At 73.2% G+C, this 20,807-nt stretch carries 24 protein-coding genes and 3 tRNA genes; 9 read left to right on the top strand and 18 right to left on the bottom strand.

The window, feature by feature from the left end; all coding sequences use genetic code 11:
* Positions 1-17 precede the first annotated feature (17 nt).
* From NWP09_RS04955 to NWP09_RS04970, 4 genes are read right to left on the bottom strand one after another with little or no spacing between them, the layout of a single operon-like run.
* Positions 18-935 (bottom strand): asparaginase, encoded by a 918-nt coding sequence (locus NWP09_RS04955; protein WP_258274430.1) that lies wholly within the window; start codon positions 933-935, stop codon positions 18-20.
* 10 nt (positions 936-945) lie between these two features.
* Positions 946-1,563, bottom strand: a complete 618-nt coding sequence (locus tag NWP09_RS04960; protein WP_258274431.1) for a methylated-DNA--[protein]-cysteine S-methyltransferase — start codon at positions 1,561-1,563, stop codon at positions 946-948.
* Positions 1,560-2,021 carry an RNA polymerase sigma factor gene (locus NWP09_RS04965; protein ID WP_258274432.1) on the bottom strand — a complete coding sequence of 154 codons (462 nt, stop codon included), beginning with the start codon at positions 2,019-2,021 and terminating at the stop codon, positions 1,560-1,562. The genes NWP09_RS04960 and NWP09_RS04965 overlap by 4 nt, the downstream gene beginning before the upstream one ends.
* Positions 2,018-2,506, bottom strand: a complete 489-nt coding sequence (locus NWP09_RS04970) for a methylated-DNA--[protein]-cysteine S-methyltransferase (protein WP_258274433.1) — start codon at positions 2,504-2,506, stop codon at positions 2,018-2,020. The genes NWP09_RS04965 and NWP09_RS04970 overlap by 4 nt, the downstream gene beginning before the upstream one ends.
* A 190-nt stretch (positions 2,507-2,696) precedes the next feature.
* Between NWP09_RS04970 and NWP09_RS04975 the strand changes: the two genes are divergently transcribed.
* A complete protein-coding gene (locus NWP09_RS04975) occupies positions 2,697-3,257 on the top strand; it encodes a histidine phosphatase family protein (protein ID WP_258274434.1) in 561 nt (186 codons plus the stop codon).
* On the top strand, positions 3,254-4,597 hold the full coding sequence (locus NWP09_RS04980) for an FAD-binding oxidoreductase (RefSeq protein WP_258274435.1): 1,344 nt from the start codon (positions 3,254-3,256) through the stop codon (positions 4,595-4,597). Before NWP09_RS04975 ends, NWP09_RS04980 begins: the two co-directional genes overlap by 4 nt.
* A gap of 54 nt (positions 4,598-4,651) precedes the next feature.
* On the opposite strand, the gene NWP09_RS04985 is transcribed toward NWP09_RS04980, so the two are convergent.
* Positions 4,652-5,023: an FKBP-type peptidyl-prolyl cis-trans isomerase gene (locus tag NWP09_RS04985; RefSeq protein ID WP_258274436.1), complete on the bottom strand. Its 372-nt coding sequence runs from the start codon at positions 5,021-5,023 to the stop codon at positions 4,652-4,654.
* A 93-nt stretch (positions 5,024-5,116) separates the two neighbouring features.
* Here NWP09_RS04985 and NWP09_RS04990 point away from each other — a divergent pair, with 93 nt between their 5' ends.
* Positions 5,117-5,542 (top strand): OsmC family peroxiredoxin, encoded by a 426-nt coding sequence (locus tag NWP09_RS04990; RefSeq protein ID WP_258274437.1) that lies wholly within the window; start codon positions 5,117-5,119, stop codon positions 5,540-5,542.
* A 346-nt stretch (positions 5,543-5,888) separates the two neighbouring features.
* Positions 5,889-6,389: a hypothetical protein gene (locus tag NWP09_RS04995; protein WP_258274438.1), complete on the top strand. Its 501-nt coding sequence runs from the start codon at positions 5,889-5,891 to the stop codon at positions 6,387-6,389.
* 74 nt (positions 6,390-6,463) lie between these two features.
* Here NWP09_RS04995 and NWP09_RS05000 read toward each other — a convergent pair whose 3' ends face one another.
* Positions 6,464-6,913, bottom strand: coding sequence for a hypothetical protein (locus NWP09_RS05000; protein WP_258274439.1), 450 nt, complete (start codon positions 6,911-6,913; stop codon positions 6,464-6,466).
* Positions 6,914-7,073: 160 nt separating this feature from the next.
* Here NWP09_RS05000 and NWP09_RS05005 point away from each other — a divergent pair, with 160 nt between their 5' ends.
* Positions 7,074-7,751, top strand: a complete 678-nt coding sequence (locus tag NWP09_RS05005; RefSeq protein ID WP_258274440.1) for a hypothetical protein — start codon at positions 7,074-7,076, stop codon at positions 7,749-7,751.
* On the opposite strand, the gene NWP09_RS05010 is transcribed toward NWP09_RS05005, so the two are convergent.
* Positions 7,717-7,789: transfer RNA gene (locus tag NWP09_RS05010), tRNA-Arg, on the bottom strand. The genes NWP09_RS05005 and NWP09_RS05010 overlap by 35 nt on opposite strands.
* 83 nt (positions 7,790-7,872) lie before the next feature.
* A complete protein-coding gene (locus NWP09_RS05015; RefSeq protein ID WP_026372698.1) occupies positions 7,873-8,076 on the bottom strand; it encodes a cold-shock protein in 204 nt (67 codons plus the stop codon).
* A gap of 256 nt (positions 8,077-8,332) precedes the next feature.
* Here NWP09_RS05015 and NWP09_RS05020 point away from each other — a divergent pair, with 256 nt between their 5' ends.
* The gene (locus NWP09_RS05020) at positions 8,333-9,508 is read left to right on the top strand and encodes a hypothetical protein (RefSeq protein WP_258274441.1); all 1,176 of its coding nucleotides are present in this window, start codon (positions 8,333-8,335) and stop codon (positions 9,506-9,508) included.
* Positions 9,509-9,807: 299 nt separating this feature from the next.
* Positions 9,808-9,999 (top strand): hypothetical protein, encoded by a 192-nt coding sequence (locus tag NWP09_RS05025; protein ID WP_258274442.1) that lies wholly within the window; start codon positions 9,808-9,810, stop codon positions 9,997-9,999.
* A 112-nt stretch (positions 10,000-10,111) separates the two neighbouring features.
* On the opposite strand, the gene NWP09_RS05030 is transcribed toward NWP09_RS05025, so the two are convergent.
* The 5 genes from NWP09_RS05030 to serS form a co-directional block, all read right to left on the bottom strand.
* Positions 10,112-10,200: transfer RNA gene (locus tag NWP09_RS05030), tRNA-Ser, on the bottom strand.
* A 99-nt stretch (positions 10,201-10,299) separates the two neighbouring features.
* On the bottom strand, positions 10,300-11,589 hold the full coding sequence (locus tag NWP09_RS05035) for an LCP family protein (protein ID WP_258274443.1): 1,290 nt from the start codon (positions 11,587-11,589) through the stop codon (positions 10,300-10,302).
* Between the two features lie 31 nt (positions 11,590-11,620).
* Positions 11,621-11,705, bottom strand: a tRNA-Ser gene (locus NWP09_RS05040).
* Positions 11,706-11,837: 132 nt separating this feature from the next.
* Positions 11,838-12,638: an HAD family hydrolase gene (locus NWP09_RS05045; RefSeq protein ID WP_258274451.1), complete on the bottom strand. Its 801-nt coding sequence runs from the start codon at positions 12,636-12,638 to the stop codon at positions 11,838-11,840.
* The gene (serS, locus tag NWP09_RS05050) at positions 12,638-13,909 is read right to left on the bottom strand and encodes a serine--tRNA ligase (RefSeq protein ID WP_258274444.1); all 1,272 of its coding nucleotides are present in this window, start codon (positions 13,907-13,909) and stop codon (positions 12,638-12,640) included. Before serS ends, NWP09_RS05045 begins: the two co-directional genes overlap by 1 nt.
* A gap of 68 nt (positions 13,910-13,977) precedes the next feature.
* On the opposite strand from serS, the gene NWP09_RS05055 reads away from it, so the two are divergent.
* Complete coding sequence (locus NWP09_RS05055) at positions 13,978-14,958, top strand: diacylglycerol kinase family protein (RefSeq protein ID WP_258274445.1); 981 nt, start codon at positions 13,978-13,980, stop codon at positions 14,956-14,958.
* A gap of 21 nt (positions 14,959-14,979) precedes the next feature.
* Here NWP09_RS05055 and NWP09_RS05060 read toward each other — a convergent pair whose 3' ends face one another.
* The 4 genes from NWP09_RS05060 to NWP09_RS05075 are packed head-to-tail and all read right to left on the bottom strand — an operon-like array spanning position 14,980 to position 18,792.
* Positions 14,980-15,207 (bottom strand): sulfurtransferase TusA family protein, encoded by a 228-nt coding sequence (locus NWP09_RS05060; protein WP_258274446.1) that lies wholly within the window; start codon positions 15,205-15,207, stop codon positions 14,980-14,982.
* A gap of 46 nt (positions 15,208-15,253) precedes the next feature.
* Entirely contained in the window at positions 15,254-16,372 is a 1,119-nt protein-coding gene (locus NWP09_RS05065; protein WP_258274447.1) for a YeeE/YedE family protein, read from the bottom strand.
* Positions 16,373-16,431: 59 nt separating this feature from the next.
* Complete coding sequence (pheA, locus tag NWP09_RS05070) at positions 16,432-17,373, bottom strand: prephenate dehydratase (protein ID WP_258274448.1); 942 nt, start codon at positions 17,371-17,373, stop codon at positions 16,432-16,434.
* Between the two features lie 36 nt (positions 17,374-17,409).
* Positions 17,410-18,792 (bottom strand): aminotransferase class V-fold PLP-dependent enzyme, encoded by a 1,383-nt coding sequence (locus NWP09_RS05075; RefSeq protein ID WP_258274449.1) that lies wholly within the window; start codon positions 18,790-18,792, stop codon positions 17,410-17,412.
* A 202-nt stretch (positions 18,793-18,994) separates the two neighbouring features.
* Here NWP09_RS05075 and pgm point away from each other — a divergent pair, with 202 nt between their 5' ends.
* Positions 18,995-20,629: a phosphoglucomutase (alpha-D-glucose-1,6-bisphosphate-dependent) gene (gene pgm, locus NWP09_RS05080; protein ID WP_258274450.1), complete on the top strand. Its 1,635-nt coding sequence runs from the start codon at positions 18,995-18,997 to the stop codon at positions 20,627-20,629.
* Positions 20,630-20,639: 10 nt separating this feature from the next.
* On the opposite strand, the gene NWP09_RS05085 is transcribed toward pgm, so the two are convergent.
* On the bottom strand, positions 20,640-20,807 hold a 168-nt coding region (locus NWP09_RS05085), incomplete at its 5' end, for an integrase core domain-containing protein (RefSeq protein WP_258274452.1).

The following is a 20,807-nucleotide window of genomic DNA, read 5'->3' on the forward strand; positions in this document are numbered from 1 at the left end:
GGCTCGGACCGTCGCGCTCAGACGACCGGGCGCAGCATCCCGACCGGCTCGCCGGCGCTGCGCTGCACGAGGCCGAGCGGCTCCGCCAGCCGCTCGAGCGTCCCCTCCGGCACGGCGCCGGCGCGCTCGAGCATCGCGAGCGCGACGGGCGCACCAGCGCGGCGGGCGCCGTCGGCGCTCTTGACGACCGCGGTCGTGCCGTCGGGGGCGACCATCGCCTGCGTGCCCTCCGCGCCGAACTTCGTCGCGCATCCGGTCGCGGCGATCACGACCGCGTCGGGTCGGCCCGCGCCGTCGATGAGGGTCGGATGCGCGCGGACGGCGTCGCCCACGAACCGGTGCGCCCCGGCGCCGTCCGGCGCGAGCCGGCGGAAGGCGCGGGCGAGGCCCACCGGGGTGGTCGCGAAGACCATCGCGCCGCAGCCGTCGCGCGCGGCGCCCTCGACCACCTCGCCCGTCGCCGCTCGGACGCCGTCGCGCAGCAGCTCGGTGACGGGGTGGTCCGGGCTCCAGTAGTCGCCGGCGGCGCCCATGGCCCTCGCGGCGGCGGCCATGGCGATGTGCTTGCCGACGCACATGTGCGCGAACCGGCGCTGCGTGCCGTCGGGCGCGCGCATCGGCGGGCAGCGCAGCGCCTCCTCGTCGACGCCGTGCGCCGCGGCCATCGCCTCGGCGGTCGCGAGGTGCTCGGCGTCGGCCCAGTGGCTCGCGCTCGCGAGCGCCGCGTGCGCGCTCTGCAGCTCGACGAGGCCCGCGTCGATGAGCGTCGCGGCGAACAGCGGCTTCAGGGCGCTGCGCGCGAGGAACGGCCGGTCGATGTGCCCGTGCGCCTCGATCACGCGCCCGTCGGGGTCGACGAGTACGGCGACGCCGCGGTGCTCGGATTCGGCGAAGCCGTCGCGCTCGACGACGGCGAGGAGCTCGGTTGCTGGCACAGGGGCAAGGCTAGTCGGCGAGCGCGGCGCCCTCGACGGCGAGCAGCGCACGCTTCGCGTCGACACCGCCCGCGTACTGACCGAGCCCGCCGTCGCTGCGCACGACGCGGTGGCAGGGGATGGCGATCGGCAGAGGATTGCGGCGGCACGCGGTGCCGACCGCCCGCACGGCGCGCGGCGAGCCGACGGCCGCGGCGACCTCGGCGTAGCTGCGCGTCTCGCCGTAGGGGATCTCCCGCAGGCGCTCCACCACGTCGCGCCCGAAGCCACGGGCGAGCGCGAGGTCGAGCGGCCCGGCGAACGCCCGAGCGCGCCCCGCGATGAGGTCGTCGATCGCCCGCGCGGCGGGATCGAGTCGCGCGGGCGCCTCGAGCACGCGGGGGCTGAGCGTCGCCGCGAGGCGCCCGAGGGTCTCGTCGGGCGCGGCACCGTCGAAGGTCACCGAGACGAGCCCCTTCGGGGTGCCTGCGAGCAGCAGCGTGCCGACCGGGGTCTCGAGCGCGCGGTAGGCGACGTCGAGGAGGCCTCGCTCCGCTGCGCGGTCGGCGAGCCGCGCGCGCAGCCTCGGCAGCGCGTCCGGCGCCAGGGTCGGGCCCGCGCCCGGCAGCGATCCCGCAGCGCCGGTCATGGCTGCTCCCCCATCAGCACGCGCAGCCGGCGCACGCCGTCCGACGAGGCGCGCCGCACCGCATCCGTCGACGACTGGAGCTGCACCGCCACCTCGGCGAACGGCAGCCCGCCGAGGTGGTGCAGCACGACCGCCTCGCGCTGCCGCTGCGGCAGCTGCGCGAGCGCGCGCGCGAGGTCGAGGTCGCGCCCCGTCGCGGGTGCGACGCGGTCGGGCACGTCGCCGACGACGAGCCGCGCGCGCTTGCGCAGCACGTCGATCGACTTGCGGTGCGCGATCGTCACGAGCCACCCCTCGATGCTCGTGTCGTGCGCGAGCGTCGGGTACGCCTCGAGGGCCGCGAGGAACGTCTCGCTCCACGCGTCGTCGGCGTCGGCCTCGTCGAGCAGCGCCCGGCACACCCGCCAGACCCGAGCGCCGTGCTGGGTGACGAGAGCATCGAACGGCGCACGGCTCACGCGACCGAATCTAGCCGGGCGCCGGCCTCGTGATCGAGCAGGAAGCGCTTGCGCTCCACCCCGCCGGCGTAGCCGGTGAGCGCGCCGCTCGCGCCGACCACGCGGTGGCACGGGACGACGATCGAGAGCGGGTTGCGGCTGTTCGCGAGCCCGACCGCCCGCACGGCCGTCGGCTGCCCGATGCGCGCCGCGATCCAGCCGTACGTGCGCGTCTCGCCGTAGGGGATCGCGCGCAGCGCCTCCCACACCCGCCGCTGGAACGGGCTGCCCGCCGGGTCGAGCACGAGGTCGAACGCCGTGCGCTCCCCCGACCAGTACTCGCCGAGCTGCGCCACCGCATCCGCGAACAGCGCGTCGTCGCGGTCGCCGAAGCCTGCGGGGTCGGGAGCCGGCCGATGGTCGGTCATGAAGATGCCCGAGAGCGCGCCGTCGCGCGCGACGAGCGTGAGGTCGCCGATGGGGCTGTCGATGATGGTGTGGGTCATGGCCGCATTCCTCCCATACCCAGCCAACGCGCCGGGGCGCCGGAATGTGAGCCTGTGGATGCGCGACGGTGCCTCGGGCGCGTCCAGTACCGATCTGCGAGCGCGGGACACGGCGACGAGCGCATCGGTACGAGAGCACCGCAGGGCGTGCGCTGAGTCCGCTCGGCTGGCGCCGCCGTAGGCTCGCGGCATGGAGATCGCCCTCGTCCGCCACGGCCAGACCGACTACAACTTCGCCGGACGGCTCCAGGGCACGAGCGACATCCCGCTCAACGAGGCCGGCATCGCGCAGGCCCACACCGCGGCGCGCCTGCTCGCCCAGGAGCCGCCGTCGGGCGAGCCGTGGCAGGCGGTCGTCTCGTCGCCGCTGCAGCGGGCCGCGGTCACGGCCGACATCATCGCCGCGGAGCTCGATCTCGAGGTCGGCGGCCGCTACGCGAGCCTCATCGAGCGCGCGTACGGCGAGGCGGAGGGGCTGACGAAGGCGGAGGCGGTCGAGCGCTTCGGCACCGACTGGCCGGGCGAGGAGGACTTCGACGACCTGCAGCGGCGCGCGGTCGCGGCGATCGACGAGGTGACCTCGCGCCACCCCGTCGCGTCGCTCGTGATCGTGACCCACGGGACGTTCATCCGCGCCTTCGCCGACCACGTCACCGGGCTCGAGACGCGCACGCCCGACAACGCCCACTCGGTGCGCTGCTCCGGCACGCCCGGCGCCTGGAGCGTCGTCGACGGGCTGGTGCTCGCGTGAGCCTCGACGCGCTGCGCGCAGCGCTGCCCGCCCACGTGCTCGTGACCGACCCGGCCGCGCTCGAGGTCGCCCGCGCCGACAAGTCGGGCCACCGCTCGGTCGCCGCACCGCTCGCGATCGTCGAGGCCGAGGAGGTCGCGCACGTGCAGGCGGCGCTGCGCTGGGCGAGCGAGCACGGCGTCGCGGTCGTGCCGCGCGCCGCGGGCACCGGGCTCGCAGGCGGCGCGATCGCCGGCGCCGGCGAACTCGTCGTCTCGGTCGAGCGGATGCGGCGCCTGCTCGGGGTCTCGGTCGTCGACCAGTCGTGCGTGGTGGAGCCGGGCATCCGCAACGCCGAGCTCAACGAGCTGCTCGCGGCGCACGGGCTCTGGTGGCCGCCGGACCCCGCGAGCCGGGCGATCTCGACGGTCGGCGGCAACATCGCGACGAACGCCGGCGGCCTGCTGTGCGCGAAGTACGGCGTGACCCGCGAGTGGGTGCTCGCGCTCGACGTCGTGCTCGCCGACGGCAGCCTCATCTCGACCGGCCATCGCACCGTCAAGGGGGTCACGGGCCTCGACCTCACGGCGCTGCTCATCGGCTCCGAGGGCACCCTCGGGATCGTCGTCGGCGCGACGCTCAAGCTGCGCCCGCTCGTCGAGGGCGGCATCTGGACGGTCGGTGCGTTCTTCGAGGACGAGGCCCTCGCCGCCGCCGCGTGCACCGCGGTCACGGCCGCGCGCATCCGGCCCGCCATCATGGAGCTCGTCGGGCGCGACGCCGTGTCGATGCTCGCCGCCTACACGGGGCAGCCGATGCAGGGCGCGTTCGTGCTCGTGCAGACGGACGACCTCGGCGCCGAGGCGTCGTCGGCGCTCGTCGCCGAGATCCTGGCCGCGCACGGCGGCGCGGTCGAGCGCACCGACGACCTGACGCGGTCGGATGCGCTCGTGCAGGTGCGCAGGCAGGTGCACTTCGCGCTCGAGTCGTTCGGCACGGTGCTCGTCGAGGACGTCTCGGTGCCCCGGTCGCGGCTCGCGGACATGTTCCGCGCGTGCGACGCGGCTGCCGCCCGCCACGGGGTGCGGCTCGCGACGACGGCGCACGCGGGCGACGGCAACCTGCACCCGACGTTCGTCTTCGACGGCGCGGAGCCGACCGAGGCGATCTGGGCGTGCGCGAACGAGGTCTTCGAGGCGGCGATCGCGATGGGCGGCACGCTCACGGGTGAGCACGGCGTGGGCATCCTGAAGCGCCGGTGGCTCGTCGACGAGCTGGGCGAGCGGCAGGTCGCGCTGCAGCGCGCGGTCAAGGCCGCGTTCGATCCCGCGGGCGTCCTGAACCCCGGCAAGGCGATCTGAGACGGGGACGACGAGGGGGAGGCTGCGCAGCCTCCCCCTCCCGTGCGTCCCGCGCTACTTGACCGCGATCAGGTCGCAGACGAAGATCAGCGTCTCGTTCGGGCCGATCGCGCCGCCGGCGCCGCGCTCGCCGTAGGCGAGGTGCGGCGGGATGACGAGCTTGCGGCGGCCGCCCACGCGCATCCCCTCGATGCCCTGCTCCCAGCCCTTGATGACCATGCCGACGCCGAGCGGGAACTCGAGCGGCGCGCCGCGGTTGTAGGAGGCGTCGAACTCCTCGCCCGTCGAGTGGGCGACGCCGACGTAGTGCACGCTCACCTGCTTGCCGGTCACCGCCTCCTCGCCGTCACCGACGGTGATGTCGGTGATCTCCAGCTCGGTGGGTGCGGGCCCCTCGGGGGCGTCGATCTCGGGCTTCTCAGTCATGCTCCCATCCAAGCACCCTGTCGGCGCTCGGATGCGGTGCGTAGCCTGGGCACGTCGGCCCGCCCCGGCGGGGATGCAGATCGAGGAGGACCCATGGCCATCACGTCGCACGCGAGCACCGAGTGGAAGGGCGGCGGCCTGAAGACCGGCTCCGGCCAGACGACGCTCGGCACCGGCTCGAGCTTCGACGTCACCTGGAAGGCGCGCGCCGAGGAGGGCGGCGGCACGACCCCTGAGGAGTTCATCGCCGCAGCCCACGCCTCGTGCTACTCGATGGCGCTCTCGCACGCGCTCGACGAGGCGGGGCACGCGCCCGAGTCGCTGAGCACGAGCGCGAAGGTGACGTTCGAGCCGGGCAAGGGCATCACGACGAGCGTGCTGACGGTGCGCGGCACGGTGCCGGGGATCGACCAGGAGCAGTTCCAGCAGTACGCGGAGGAGGCCAAGGCCGGCTGCCCGGTGTCGCAGGCGCTCGCGGGCGTCGACATCCAGCTCGAGAGCGCCACGCTCGAGGGATGATGTCGCGCTCGCGCCGAGCACGTGCTATGCCCTACATTCAGCGGTAGCAAGACCCCCGCGGAAGCCCGACCGGTCCGCGGGGACTCCACCCACCACCACCACGAAGGACCGGCCATGCGCTTCAAGCAGCTTCCCACCCACCTGCTGTCCACGCTCCGCAACGAGGATGACTTCATCATCATGGGCAACGAGGACGACTTCATCATCATGGGCGGCGGCAGCCTCTAGGCTCCGCCCCACCCGCCACGGCCGCGGCGCCGACAGCGATGTCGGCGCCGCGGCCGCGGTGCGTTCGGGCCCTGCGGCCCGTCGGAGTGCGAGAGGATCGGATGCGGAGGTGGGCACGATGGACCACGAGGGGACGCCCGACGAGGCGACGTCGGCGATCGAGCGCTCCGTGCGCCGTGCAGCTCGCATCGGCCGGATCGCCGCCGATGAGGACACGCCTCACGGGGAGGCGCACCGCATCGCGCGCGCGACCGCGGTGCTCGCGGCGACCGAGTACGCCCGGGACGCGGCGCGCGCCCGAGTGCGACGCTCCCCGTTCCTCCACGCGTTCTTCGGCGCGATCGTGCTCGTCCCGATCGTGACAGCCTTCCTTCCCGGAGGGCGCGGGCTCTCGATCTTCTCGATCCTCACGCTGCTGTACGGGGCGATGTTCGTCGCGGAGGTGACGGTCGGCAGCCCCGTGCACCGGATCGCGCACCGCCTCCCGTTCTGGGCGCAGCAGCTCGTCTCCCCGAACCGGCCGGTCTTCGAGCACGCGGTGCTGCGCGCGTACGATGCCCGCAGCGCCGAGCTCGGCCGGGCCGGCTGCTCGTGCGGCGTGCACGACGACGCGCCCTGATGCCCCCACTGCTCGGCCAGCGTGCCGAGCAGCGCACGGGCCCCGGCAAGCGGCCGCCGCTCAGGCGCGGGACGTCAGTACCCGCACAGCGAGAGCTCCGATGCCTCGGCGACGATGCGGTAGTCGTCGGTCGTCCAGCCGTAGCGCTGCGCGAGCTCTGCATGAGCGGCTGGGTCATCCCGCACCCCGTCGTCGAGGTAGAGCCGTTCGCACCACTCGTACCCCACGCCGATGACGACGTGGCGGAACACCTCGAGCGACTCGCCCTCGCCCGGCGCCAGCTGCGAGCCCGCGGCGCGCAGCTCGTCGGCGACCTGCGCAGCGAAGTCGAGCTCCCACGAGCGATGCTCCTCCTGCCACCGCGCTTCTTCGGCGGCGTCGATCTCGTAGTCGTCGTATCCCGTGGTGGCAGGAGCGGGTACGAAGCCGAAGTCGGAGCCAGCCATCGGCGGCGCGATCACGCATCCGGTGAGCGCGGCGACGGCGAGGGCGGCGAGGGTGAGCGGAGCGAGGGTGCGGCGCATCGGCGGGCCTTTCGCACGGGCAGGTCTGGCGGCCGCGCTGGAGTGCTCGTCGCTCCGGACGAGTGTCGCACGCCAGCGCTCGAAGCTCCACAGCCGGATCCGGCTGAGATGGCAGGATCACGCGCTTGGCCCCGCGAGCGCAGGGTCGTACCGTCAAGCCGTGGCCTCGCGCTTCGTGCCCCGCTGGATCGTCCTCGTCGCGGCAGGCGAGGCGATCGGCTTCGCCCTCGCGACCGGCGCGGCCGTGCTCGCGATCGTGCTCGAGCTCGCCGACCTGCCGCGCCTCGCGCTCGCCGTCGCGGGCGGGGCGGTCGAGGGCGCAGCGCTCGGGTGGGGCCAATGGCTCGCGATGCAGCGCAACAGGCCGCACCGTGCGCGATGGATCGGGGCCACGTCCTGCGCGGCGGCCCTCGCGTGGCTGCTCGGAATGCTGCCGAGCACCGTGGGTCTGCGCATCGACAGCGCCTGGACCGTCGCCCTGCTCGCCGTCGGCGCGCTCGCGCTGCTCGCGAGCATCCCGCTCGCGCAGTGGCTCGTGCTCGACCGTCCCCGCACGTTCCGGTGGGTGCCGGTCAACATGGGCGCATGGCTCGTGGCCATCCTGTGGACCGCTGCCCCCTCGCCGCTCGTCGACGAGGCGAGCCCCATCTGGTTCGTCGCCGTGCTGTACGTCGCGGCGGGACTATTGATGGCGCTGACCGTCGCAGCGCTCACAGCGCCGGTCGCACGCGCGCTCTTCGGGCCCGACGAACCACGAAGGCCACCTGCTTCCGCAGGTGGCCTTCTACTGTCTCAACACAGTGCGCGCCCGGAGGGACTCGAACCCCCAACCTTCTGATCCGTAGTCAGATGCTCTATCCGTTGAGCTACGGGCGCTTGGCCGAACGGCCAGGGATCAGACTACCTGATCCCTGGCCGTCGGCGCGAATCGAGTCACGCCGTACGCGGCGCGACCAGGCTCACAGGGGGCGGATGTTCGCTGCCTGCGGGCCCTTGTTGCCCTCGACGATCTCGAACTCGACTGCCTGAGCCTCTTCGAGGGTCTTGAAGCCGCTGGACTGGATCTGGCTGTAGTGAGCGAACAGATCCTTGCCGCCGTCGTCGGGGGCGATGAAGCCGAAGCCCTTGCCCGAGTCGAACCACTTGACGGTGCCGGTTGCCATATTTCCTTCAATCATGCTGTGCGACTGGGAGCCGCGTTCAAAAGCGCAGAGCAAGATCCGCCCTGCGCTTCCGCCAGCGTAGCGGCGATGCCCGTCCCTCCGCTGAGAAATCTTTGGAGGGATGCGCGACTGGGTCGACGCGGGACGGGGTAGCCTCTGGACTGCCGCGATCCCGAGCGGCGAGACACGACCCCGGCACCAGCCGGCGCGGCGCCGTCCCAGCCCCGCCGGCAGCCGTCGCGATGCGGGAGCACCGATGACGTGGAACGAGCACAGCGCGCCCTCGCGACGGCGCGCTCGCCCGCTGCCGACGGCCGGGGCGATCGGGATCGTCGTGGCTCTCGTGGCCGGCTTGGCCGCGCTCAACTCGAGCGGCTGGGCGACGCCCCTGGCTCAGCCGCCCGGATTCCTGCCCTCGACCTCGACGGCCGCGACGCCGCAGCCCGCCGCCACGCCGGTCGCGCCCGGCCCGGACGTGGTGGCCCTGGCGGACCGCATGCTGCTCACCGCACAGGGTCGGGCGATCTTCTACGCCGCCGAGCCGCGATTGGGCAGCTTCGAGGAGATCGAGGCGGCGTGCGCCGGAGTGGGCGGCTCGGACCGTGGCGAGCACGTCACCGCCGGGTGCTTCACCGGGGTCGCGCAGCACCGCGACGCCGACCGCATCTTCGTCTTCCGGCCCGCCGACGAGCGCCTGCACGAATCCATGGTCACCGTCGCGGCGCACGAGCTGCTGCACGCGGCCTACGCGCGCATGGACCCTCCCGAGCGGGCGCAGGTCGACGCGCTCGTCGCGAGCGCGACGGCAGTCGTGCCCGCTGATGACCCCGTGCACGAGCAGATCGAGTGGTCGGTCGCCGGCGACGAGGAGAACCGCGCGAACGAGCAGTTCGCCTACCTCGGCTCGCAGGTCATGCCCTCGGGCGGGTTCTCGGCGACGCTCGAAGCCGTCTACGGCCTCTACTTCACCGACCGCGGCGCCCTCGTCGAGACGCACCGACGGGCGCGCGCGGTGATCCCCCAGGCGACGGCCGCCGTCGACGCCGCGTGGGCGGAGGTCGCCGCGCTCGAGGGCGAGAACGCCCGCGCTCGCGCGCAGCTCGACGCGGATCGCGGCGCGTACGAGGCGGCGCTCGCAGCCTACGAGGCGGACGTCGCGCGATTCACCGCGACGCCGCCGGACGAGCGCGCGCGCTGGCACGTGACCCTCCGGCCGGTCGGGGCCGACCCCGTCACGATGACCTGGGAGGCATCGCTCGACTACCGCTTCGACGAGCTCGACCGCTTCCGCCGCGAGCTCGACGACCGCGCCGCCGCCCTGTCGGTCGCCGAAGCCTCGGCCGCCCAGCAGCGGGCGACCGCCGAGCATCTCCGCGCGGACGCGATCGCGCTCATGCGGGCCGCGAACCCGGACGCCGAGATCGAGGGCTGAGCCGGCGATGCAGCGCCGCAGCCCCCGAGCGGCGGGCTCCGGCGACGCCCTGGCCGGAGCGGTCACGGCCAGGGCGTTCGCCCAGTTGCAGCGGGTCCTGTCTCGACTGTCGCCTGCGAGACCAACACTGCCAGCGAGCAGCGCGCGGGCCCGCCAGATCCCGCCCGGTCCGCGACCCCTCAGCCGAAACACAGTCCCGCTTGCGCCAGGTGCGTCGGCACCTCAATCGCAACCTCGTGATCGGTCAGGAGGCGCTCCACCGCCCGGCCGCGGCAGCACGCACGGGCTAGGTTCGGGCCATGCAGGACGACGTCATCGCCGAGGACGACCAGCAGCGCATGGCTGCGCGGCTCCGGGAGCTGCTCGAGGCGCTGCAGGATCCGGCGCCCCGCTCCGACCCGCGCGCGGAGCGCCAGCTCGAGCTGTGCGTCGAGGTCGAGGCGATCCTCCAGGCACGATGGCGGGCACGCGACGTGCGTGCCTCCGCTTGAGCGCAGCGTTCGCCACGCCGGCGGCCGCCGCCCGTGGGCCCGCGCGGGCACATGCGCCCGACGACGAAGAGGCCCCGGATCGCTCGATCTCGAGCGTCGGGGCCTCTCGCTGTGGAGACGGAGGGATTTGAACCCTCGGTCCCCTATTGGGGACTCCACCTTAGCAGGGTGGTGCACTAGGCCGGACTATGCGACGTCTCCTCGGCCCGCGATGGGCAGGCCAGCGGCAAGTCTAGCAAAGCGGGCGAGTGGTCTTGATACGGCCGCGTCGCGCACTGCTCGACCGGCGGAGAGCGGGCGTCAGCCGCCGAAGGGGACGACGCACGACTCCTGGGAGGCGTCCTGGCCGATGACGCCGTCGAGCTCCGGCGTCGGGCTCGGCGTCGGCGCAGCGGATCCCGAGGTCTCGGGCGTCGCGGAGGGCGTCGGGGTGGCGGATGCGCCCGGCCCGGGCGACGCGGACGCGCTCGGCCCGGTCGTCGGCTCGGGCGTCGCATCCGTCGACCCGACCCCGAGCGAGTCCTCCCCCAGCTCGATCGGCAGGTCGAGGCGGATCCGGCGCATGAGCTCGTCGGCGCGCTCCTCGTCGGGCACGACCCGCGGCCCGTCGGGGACGTTCGGGTACAGCACGAACTGCATCGTCTCGAGCGGGATGTCGGCGAGCACGCGCGCCATCGACACCATCGTGCCGATGTCGCCGAGCCCCGACGAGAGGGTCATGTTCTCGATCGCGACCTGCGAGATCGCGTACAGCCGCGTGAAGTCGGTGAGCACCGCATCCGACTGCAGTGTGCGCACGAGCGACGAGAGGAAGACCTGCTGCGACGAGATGCGCGCGAGGTCGGAGCCGTCGCCGACGCCGTGCCGCGAGCGGAGGAACTGCAGCGCCTGCTCGCCCTCGAGCTCGTGGACGCCGGCCTCCTCGATCTCGAGCCCCGTCCATGGGTCGTCGATCGGGCCCGCGAAGCACACCGGCACGCCGCCGACCGCGGTCGACATGTTGATGACGCCCTGGAAGGTGATCATCGCCGCGTACGGCACGTCGATGCCCGTGAGGTCCTCGACGACCGTCGCGACGCACGCGAGCCCGCCGCGGCCGAGCGCCTGGTTGAACTGCACGTTGCGGGCGGGCGGCACGGTGTCGCCCGTCGCCGGGTCCTCGCACGCGGGGAAGTCGACGAGCAGGTCGCGCGGGAACGACACGACGCGCGCCTGGCTGTGGTCGTCGTTCACGTGCAACAGCATCGTGACGTCGTTGAGCTTGCCGCCGTCGTAGGCGGACTCCCCGAACGCCTCGCCCTGCCCCTCGCGCTGGTCGGAGCCGACGAGCAGGATCGTGAAGCCGCCCTCGTAGGGCGCGAAGCCCGCCTGGGCGGGCGGCACGTCGGCGCCGAGGTCGACGGTCGTGATGCCCGTGGTGACGCGCAGCACCGAGATGCCGACGACGCCCACGATCGAGGCGAGCACGACCGCGAGGCCGAGCGCGACCCAGCGGAAGACGTGCGCGACGCCCGAGTGGCGGCGCAGCCGGCCGTGGCGGGGCGCCATCGACGAGGTGTCGACCACGGTCGTCGCGCGCTCGGCTGCCATGGCACTCCCTCCTCGATCGTGGTTCCCGATGCGGAGGGCGTGGGATTCGAACCCACGAGGCATCGCTGCCCACCGGTTTTCAAGACCGGCTCCATCGGCCGCTCGGACAGCCCTCCAGGCGCCCTCGCGCGGGCTGGGTGCGCGGCGGAGCCTTCGGACGATTCTAGAGGCGGCGCGGATGCGTCGCCTACGCAGATGCCGTCAGCGCGCTCGGGACGTCGGGGCGGCCGGGCACCGCCGCGCCGACGTCACGCCGAGACGAGCAGCCCCTCGAGCACCTCGGCGAGGCCGTCGTCGTGCACGTCGGCGGTGACCTCGGTCGCGGCGGCCTTCACCTCGTCGGGCGCCTGGCCCATCGCGACCGCGCGGCCGCCTCCGGCGGCGACCCACTCGAACATCTCGATGTCGTTGCGCCCGTCGCCGACGACGAGGATGCGCTCGCGCGGGATCTCGAGCAGGCTCGCGACCCGCTCGAGGCCCGTCGCCTTCGTCACGCCGTCGGGGGCGATGTCGAGCCACGACGAGTAGCCGATCGCGTAGGACACCTTGTGCAGGCCCATCCCCTCGACGATCTCGAGGAACTCGTCGACCTCGTGGTCGGGGCTCATCACCACGACGCGCATCGCGGGCCGCTCGAAGAGGCCCTCGAACTCGACGCGCTCGGCGTCGTCGAGGTTCCAGTCGACCATGCCGTCGGTGTAGCGGCGATGGCCCGTCGCGTCCTCGACCATGAACGACCCGGTCGGGAGTCCCGCGGCGATCGTGCGGAGCGCCTCCGACGGGTCGAACGTCTCGACGTGGATCGGTTCGTACGCGTCGCCGCGCCGCTCGAGCACGAGCGCCCCGTTCGCCGAGATGAGGTGCGCGGGCTCGATGCCCAGCCGCACGGCGGTCGACTCGGTCGTGCGCTGCGAGCGGCCGGTCGCGAGCACGACGACGTGACCGGCGTCGACGACCGCGCGCACCGCATCCGCCACCCTCGGGGAGAGCGAGTCGTCCTCGTGCACGACCGTGCCGTCGATGTCGAGGGCGATGAGCATCGGCTCCATCACGCGGCCGACCCGACCGGCTCGATGACGGCGAGGCCGCCGAGGTAGGGGCGCAGCGCCTCGGGCACGCGCACCGAGCCGTCGGCCTGCTGGTGCGTCTCGAGGATCGCGACGAGCCAGCGAGTCGTCGCGGCGGTGCCGTTGAGCGTCGCGACCGGCGCCGTCTTCCCCGTCTCGGTGCGGTAGCGGGTGCCGAGGCGGCGCGACTGGAAGGTCGTGCAGTTGGAGGTCGAGGTGAGCTCGCGGTACTGCTGCTGCGACGGGATCCACGCCTCGATGTCGAACTTGCGGGCGGCGGAGGAGCCGAGATCCCCCGCGGCGACATCGATGACGCGGTAGTCGAGCTCGCACGCCTGCAGCATGCGCTCCTGGAGCGCGCGCATGCGGTCGTGCTCGGCCTCGGCCTCGGCGGGCTTCACGTACGAGAACATCTCGAGCTTGTTGAACTGGTGCACGCGCAGGATGCCGCGGGTGTCGCGGCCCGCGGAGCCCGCTTCGCGCCGGTAGCACGTCGACCAGCCGGCGTAGCGCTTGGGCTGCTCGACGTCGATGATCTCGTCGGCGTGGAAGCCCGCGAGCGCGACCTCGGAGGTGCCGGTGAGGTAGAGGTCGTCGGCCGGCAGGTAGTAGACCTCGTCGGCGTGCTCGCCGAGGAAGCCGGTGCCGCGCATGACCTCGGGGCGCACGAGCGTGGGCGTCGTGAGCGGCGTGAAGCCGTCGGCGAGCACCTGGTCGAGGCCGAGCAGCATGATCGCGAGCTCGAGCCGCATGCCGATGCCGGTCAGGTAGTAGAAGCGGGAGCCCGCGACCTTCGCGCCGCGCGCGATGTCGAAGGCGCGCAGGCTCTCGCCGAGCTCGACGTGGTCGCGGGGCTCGAAGTCGAACGTGCGCTCGGCGCCGTGGGTCGCGAGGGTGACGAAGTTCTCCTCGGCCCCCGCCGGCACCTCGGGGTGCACGAGGTTGCCGAGCCGCGAGACAGCCGTGTCGAACGCGGCCTCCGCCTCGGTCACGCGCGCCTGCGCATCCTTCACGCCGCTCGCGAGCGAGCGCCCCTGCTCGATGAGCGCGGCGCGCTCCTCCTTCGCCGCCTGCCCGACGAGCTTGCCGTGCGCGTTCTGCTCGGCGCGCAGCCGCTCGAACTCGGTGATGGCGGCGCGGCGGGCGCTCTCGGCGGCGAGCGCGTCGTCGACGTAGTCGACCGGGTCGCCGCGGCGCTCCTGGCTGGCCTTCACGAGCTCGGGCTGCTCGCGCAGCAGCTGGGGATCGATCACCGCGCCAGTCTACGAGGCGCGACCGGGAGCCGAGCGGGTTCACGGCTCCCGGCGGGTACTGTTCCCCCATGCGCGCTGGCATCGTCTACAACCCGGTCAAGCTCGACCGCGCCACGCTCGCGCCCCACATCGAGACGGCGCAGCCGCTCGAGTGGTCCGAGCCGCTGTGGTTCGCGACGGATGCGGACGACGCGGGCCGCGCCGCGGTGCGGGCGGCGCTCGCCGAGGACATCGACCTGCTCATCGTGGCGGGCGGCGACGGCACCGTGCGGGTCGCGGCCGACGAGATCACGAGCACGCGCGTGCCGCTCGGCATCGTGCCGGCGGGCACGGGCAACCTGCTCGCCCGCAACCTCGGCATCGACGTGACGAACCTCGCGAACGCGGTCGCGGTCGCGTTCGACGGCGCCGATCGCGAGATCGACCTCGGCGAGCTCGAGATCCAGGCGCCCGACGGGAAGCGCTCGAAGCACGCGTTCGCCGTGATGGTCGGCTTCGGGCTCGACGCCGAGATGATCGACAAGACCGACGAGGACTTGAAGAAGAAGGTCGGCTGGCTCGCCTACGTGGATGCGGCCGGCCGCGTCATCTCGTCGCTCGACAAGGTGCGGGTGCACGTGCGCCTCGACGGCGGCCGCACGACCCGCTCGGTCGTCAATACGATGCTCATCGGCAACTGCGGCACGGTGACGAACGGCATCATCATCCTCCCCGACGCCGCGATCGACGACGGGCTGCTCGACATCGCGCTCGTGCGCCCGCGCGGCACGCGCGGCTGGATGCAGCTCGCCGGCTACATCGCGCGCAACAACCTGATCGTGACGAAGCTGCTCCGCCGCCGCGGGCACCTCGGCCGGCAGCGCACCGGCGCGGCGCTCGGGTACGGGCAGGCGAAGGAGACGCACGCGCGCCTCGAGGAGCCGCGCGCGGTGCAGGTCGACGGCGACGTGGTCGGCGAGGCGGTCGCGCTGCGCGCGACGATCCGCGAGGACGCGCTCGTGGTGCGGGTGCCGCGCGAGCACGCGCGCGACGAGGGCCCCGCAGTCTGAGCCGACGGGCTGCCGCGCCCGCTACGGCTTCTGGACCGTGATGGTCCAGCTCGCGTCGCCCGTGCGGTCGAAGTGCGTGACGGCATAGCCCTCGTCGGCGGCCCAGCGCGGCAGCGAGTCGGTCGCCTGCGTGCAGTCGAAGTCGATGCGCAGCTCGTCGCCGCTCGGGATGCCGGCGATCGCGCGCTTGGCCTCGACGAGCGGGAACGGGCACACCTGGCCCTCGGTCTCGAGCACGTGGACGGTCATGGTTCCTCCTGGGTCGGTGATGGTTCGAGCGGATGCGTCGGGGGCGTCAGGCGCCGACGCTCACGGGAGAAGGGGCAGTCGCCGCGCTGCCGGCGCGGCGGGCGCCGAAGACGAGCCGCACCGCGATCCCGGTGCCGAGCAGCATGGCGGCGAACGCCGTCCAGCCCTGCAGCGTGAAGAGCGCGGAGCCGACCATCGCGTTGCCGATCGTGCAGCCGCCGGCGATCGCGGCGCCCACGCCCATGAGCAGCCCGCCGCCGGTCGAGCGCAGCACCGTCCGCGCATCCGGCACCCGGACGCGGAACTCACCCGAGCCCTTCGCCGCGATGAACGCGCCGATGAGGATGCCCAGCACGAGCATGACGCCCCAGTCGACGAGCTCGACGTCGCCCGTGACGAGGAACGCGACGATGTCGGCGCTGGGTGTCGTGATGCCGAGGCCCGCCTCGCGCCCCGTCGCCCAGGAGAGCGGGAAGGCCGCGATCGCGAGCACGCCGATCACGACGGCGGTCGCGAACGCGTTCCACGGTCGCTCGAAGAGGATGCGCGCGAGGCCCTTCCGGCGCGTGGGCAGCTGCACGGGCTTCGGCCGGGCGGCGTCCCGGCGGAGGTGGTGCCACGTCGCGGCGCCCGTGCCGGCGACGAGCAGTGCGACGAGCACCCATGGGCTCACGCCCAGCAGCTCGTGCACGGTGCCCACCGGCGCCTGCACGCCGCGGAGCGCATCGACGAGCGGGGCTCCCGGCCCGTGCTTCATGATCGCGGCCGAGAGCGCATAGCCGCCGAGCGCGATCCACGAGCCGATGAGGCCCTCGCCCGCTCGGTAGTAGGTGCCGGTCGCGCAGCCGCCGGCGTAGACGATGGCGAAGCCGAAGACGAGGCCGCCGAGGATCGCCGCGAGCCACGGGAACGCCCCGCCGCCGAGCTCGATCACGCCGGCCGCGTCGAGCGCGAAGACGCCGACCGACTGGACGGCGATCGTGACGAAGAACGCGGTGAGCCACCGGGACTGCTTCGCGAGCCAGACGTCGCGGAACGCGCCGGTGACGCAGAAGCGCCCGCGCTGCATGGCGAAGCCGAGGAGGGCGCCGATCACGAGGCCGGAGAGGATCACGGGACTGCTTCCTGTCGAGTGCTGGATGCGCGCCGGATCGATCGGCGACACCACAGCACTCTAACGACAGGTAATGTCACCCATAGTCACATGGCGTAACGTTGTCGTGTCTACGCGGGGTCCGGCTCCCCCGCGAGCAGGCCGCGCAGCCAGTCCCGCGCCTCGACGAACGAGCGGTCGGTGTAGCGGCGCTCGACATGGATGCGCTGGCCGTCGGCCCGCGGGTACGAACCCAGGAACGTCACCGACGGACTGAAGCGCTTCAGGCCGAGCAGCGCATCCGCCACCCGTTCGTCGCGGATGTGCCCGTCGGCGTCCATCACGAAGCGGTAGCGGCCGAGCCGGTCGCCGATGGGCCGCGACTGGATGAGCGAGAGGTTGACGCCGCGGGTCGCGAACTGCTCGAGCATGTCGAGCAGCATGCCCGGCTCGTCGCTCGGCAGCTCGACGACGAGGCTCGTCTTGTCGGCGCCGGTCGGCTCGCCTGGAGCGCCCGCGCGACCGACGAAGAGGAAGCGGGTCACCGCATCCGGGTTGTCGCCGATCCGGTCGGCGAGCACGTCGAGCCCATCGACCCAGTCGCCGATCGTGGGCGTCGAGAGAGCGGCCTCGGCGGTGCCGCTGCCGAGCTCGGCGGCGGCGGTGACGTTGGATGCGGCGGGCAGGTGGGCTCTGCCGGGCAGCTCGCGCTGCAGCCAGCCCGAGCACTGCGCCCACGCGACCGGGTGCGCTGCGATCACCGTGATGTCGTCGAGGCGGGTGCCGGCGGGGGCGACGAGCGAGAAGTTCACGTTCACGACGTGCTCGGAGATGATGCGGATGCCCGGGGTGGCGGCGAGCGCGTCCTGCGCGGCGGTCACGCCGCCCTCGATCGAGTTCTCGATCGCGATCATCGCCGCGTCGGAGCGGCCGGTCGCGACCGCGGTGAGCGCCTCGGCGACGTTCGCGACCGGGATGCGCTCGGCGTCCTCGAGCCCCTCGACCTGCTCGAGGGCCGCCTCGGTGAACGTGCCGCGAGGGCCGAGGAACGTGACGACGCGAGGCTGGGTCATGGATCCAGCCTAGGTCGCGGCGCGCGCCGGACTGCTTCAGGAGGTGGCGAGCGACCGCATCGCCGCGAGGGTGCGCTCGACGTCGCCCGGGGTCGTCGCCCAGGACGACATCGAGCAGCGGAGCGCCGCCCGCCCGCGCCACTCGGCGCCGGTGACGACGGCGGTGCCCTCGGCGAGGATCGCGCCGCCGAGCGCCCGCGTGGCCTCGTCGGAGCCGAGCCGGAACATCACCTGCGTGTAGTCGACGTCGTTGACGACCTCGACGCCGTCGATCACCGCGAGCCCCTCAGCCATCGCGACCGCGTTCGCGTGCAGCCGGTCGACGAGGGCTGCCACGCCGGAGCGGCCGAGGCTGCGCAGCGCGGCCCACGCGGGCACGCCGCGGGCGCGGCGCGAGAGCTCGGGCGTGACGTCCCACGGGTCGAGGCCCGTGTAGACGAGGTAGTCGCCGCCGGTGCGGAACGCCGCGATCGAGTCGGCCGGGTCCCGCACGATCGCCATGCCGCAGTCGTACGGCACGTTCAGGGTCTTGTGCGCATCCGTCGCCCACGAGTCGGCCTGCTCCATGCCGGCCGTCAGGGGCCGCAGCGCTGGGCTCGCCGCCGCCCACAGCCCGAACGCGCCGTCGACGTGCACCCACGCGCCGCTCTGATGCGCGATCGCGATGAGCGCGGCGAAGTCGTCGAACGCGCCCGTGTGCACCTCGCCCGCCTGCAGGCAGACGATGAGCGGCCCCTCGCCGTGCTCGAGCGTCCGCTCGAGCGCGTCTGCGCGCATCCGGCCCTGGTCGTCGGCCTCGACGACCTCGATCTCGCTGCGGCCGATGCCGAGGAAGCGCGCCGCGCGGTCGATCGAGCCGTGGCGGTCGGCGCCGACGACGAAGCGCACGGCGGGTGCGTTGCGCAGGCCCAGGTCGGCGAGATCCCAGCCGGCGCGGGCGAGCACGGCGTTGCGGGCAGCCGCGAGGCACGTGAAGTTGGCGATCTGGCCGCCGGTGACGAAGCCGACGCTGGCGGTGTCGGGCAGGCCGAAGAGCTCGAGCATCCACCGCCCCGCGATGCGCTCGAGCGCGACCGTCGTCGGTGTGAGCATCGCCGAGCCCGAGTTCTGATCCCACGCCGAGACGAGCCAGTCGGCCGCGAGCGCCGCCGGCAGCGTGCCGCCGATCACGAAGCCGAAGAAGCGGGGGCCGGGGATGCCGACGAGCCCGGGGCCGGCGTCGGCGGCGAGCCGCTCGACCACCGCGGCGGGGTCTTCGCCGTCGCCCGGCAGCTCGCCGCCGAATACCTCGAGCATCTCGTCGAGGGTCGCGCGCGGCCAGACCGGTCTGTTGTCGAGCGAGGCGAGCCAGTCGAGCGCGGCGCTGTGCGCGGCCTCGAGCGCCCGCTCGCGGTCGTCCGCGCCGTCGCGTGCGTCCACGGGCGCCAGTGTGGCACCGGGCTCCCGGCCCGACAACGGCCGACTTCCGGAGCCTCGACCGCGCGTCGATGAGCCGACAGATATATGCGCAAGTGCTCGAAAGCGCGGCGCATTCGAGCCACTCGGCATATACCTGTCCGCGGAGGGGCCGCGCGCCGCGGGCGAACTGCCGCCGCTCAGCGGCCGATGCTTGGATGGGGCCATGAGCAGAGCCGGCACCGTCGCACAGCCCCAGGACCTCATCGATGTCGCCGCGCTCGAGCGCGCCTACTTCGAGCTCGTGCCCGACGTGACGAACCCCGACCAGGCGGTCGCATTCGGCACGAGCGGGCACCGGGGCAGCGCGTTCGACACCGCCTTCAACGAGACGCACATCCTCGCGATCACGCAGGCGATCTGCGAGTACCGCGGCGCGCAGGGGATCTCCGGGCCGCTCTTCATCGGGCGCGACACGCACGCGCTCTCGCTGCCCGCCGAGCGCACGGCGCTCGAGGTGCTCGTCGCGAACGGCGTGCGGGTGATGGCGGATGCGCGGGGCTCGGTGACGCCGACCCCGGCGGTGTCGCGGGCGATCCTCGACTACAACCACAGCGCATCCGCATCTGACCAGGCCGACGGCATCGTCGTCACCCCCTCGCACAACCCGCCCCGGGACGGCGGCTTCAAGTACAATCCGCCGCACGGCGGGCCCGCCGACTCGGATGCGACCGGCTGGATCGCGAAGCGCGCCAACGAGCTGATCGCCGGCGGCCTCGAGGGCGTCCAGCGCGTCGAGGTGGCGGGCGGCAGCGACCCGCGCGTCGAGCTGTACGACTTCCGCGAGGAGTACGTGAACGCGCTCGGTCGCGTGATCGACTTCGATGCGATCAAGGCGTCGAGCATTCGCATCGGCGCAGATCCGCTCGGCGGCGCCTCCGTCGACTACTACGGCGCGATCGCCGAGCGGTACGGCATCGACCTGACCGTGACGAACCCGGTCGTCGACCCGACCTGGGCGTTCATGACGCTCGACTGGGACGAGAAGATCCGCATGGACTGCTCGAGCCCCAACGCGATGGCGTCGGTGCTCGCGCGCAAGGACGAGTTCGACATCCTCACCGGCAACGACGCCGACGCCGACCGCCACGGGATCGTCACGCCCGATGGCGGGCTCATGAACCCGAACCACTTCCTCGCCGTCGCGATCGAGTACCTCTTCGCGCACCGGCCGCAGTGGCGCGCCGACGCGGCGATCGGCAAGACGCTCGTGTCGTCGTCGATGATCGACCGGGTGGCGGAGTCGCTCGGGCGGCGGCTGTGGGAGGTGCCGGTCGGGTTCAAGTGGTTCGTGCCGGGGCTCGTCGACGGCTCGGTCGGCTTCGGCGGCGAGGAATCGGCGGGGGCGTCGTTCCTGCAGGCCGACGGCAACGTCTGGACGACCGACAAGGACGGCATCCTGCTGTGCCTGCTCGCATCCGAGATCCGCGCCGTGACGGGCAAGTCGCCGTCGCAGCTGTACGGCGAGCTCACCGCGCGATTCGGCTCGCCCGTGTACGAGCGGGTGGATGCGCCGGCGTCCCGCGAGCAGAAGGCCCGGCTGGGGAAGCTGACCGGGGACGCGGTCGAGGCGACCTCGCTCGCCGGCGACCCGATCGTCGCGAAGCTCACGGAGGCGCCCGGCAACGGCGCCGCGATAGGCGGGCTCAAGGTCGTCACCGAGCGCGCGTGGTTCGCGGCCCGCCCGTCGGGCACCGAGGACGTCTACAAGATCTACGCGGAGTCGTTCGCGGGCGAGGAGCACCTCCGCCAGGTGCAGGCCGAGGCGAAGGCGATCGTCGACGCCGCGCTCGCCGGCTAGCTGTACGCGGTCATGACGTTGGTGCCGCGCGGGTGACCGGTGGGGCGCCGATGGCTGAGTGGATGCGTTCAGTGTTGTAGCGCTCGAGCCATGGGACAAGTGCGGCGGCGCGTTGGGCGTTGCTGGTGAAGGGTTGCCGGTAGGCCCATTCGGTTTGCAGGGTGCGATTGAAGCGCTC

Origin of the sequence: Agrococcus sp. HG114 (assembly GCF_024723325.1) — a bacterium.
Taxonomy (GTDB): domain Bacteria; phylum Actinomycetota; class Actinomycetes; order Actinomycetales; family Microbacteriaceae; genus Agrococcus.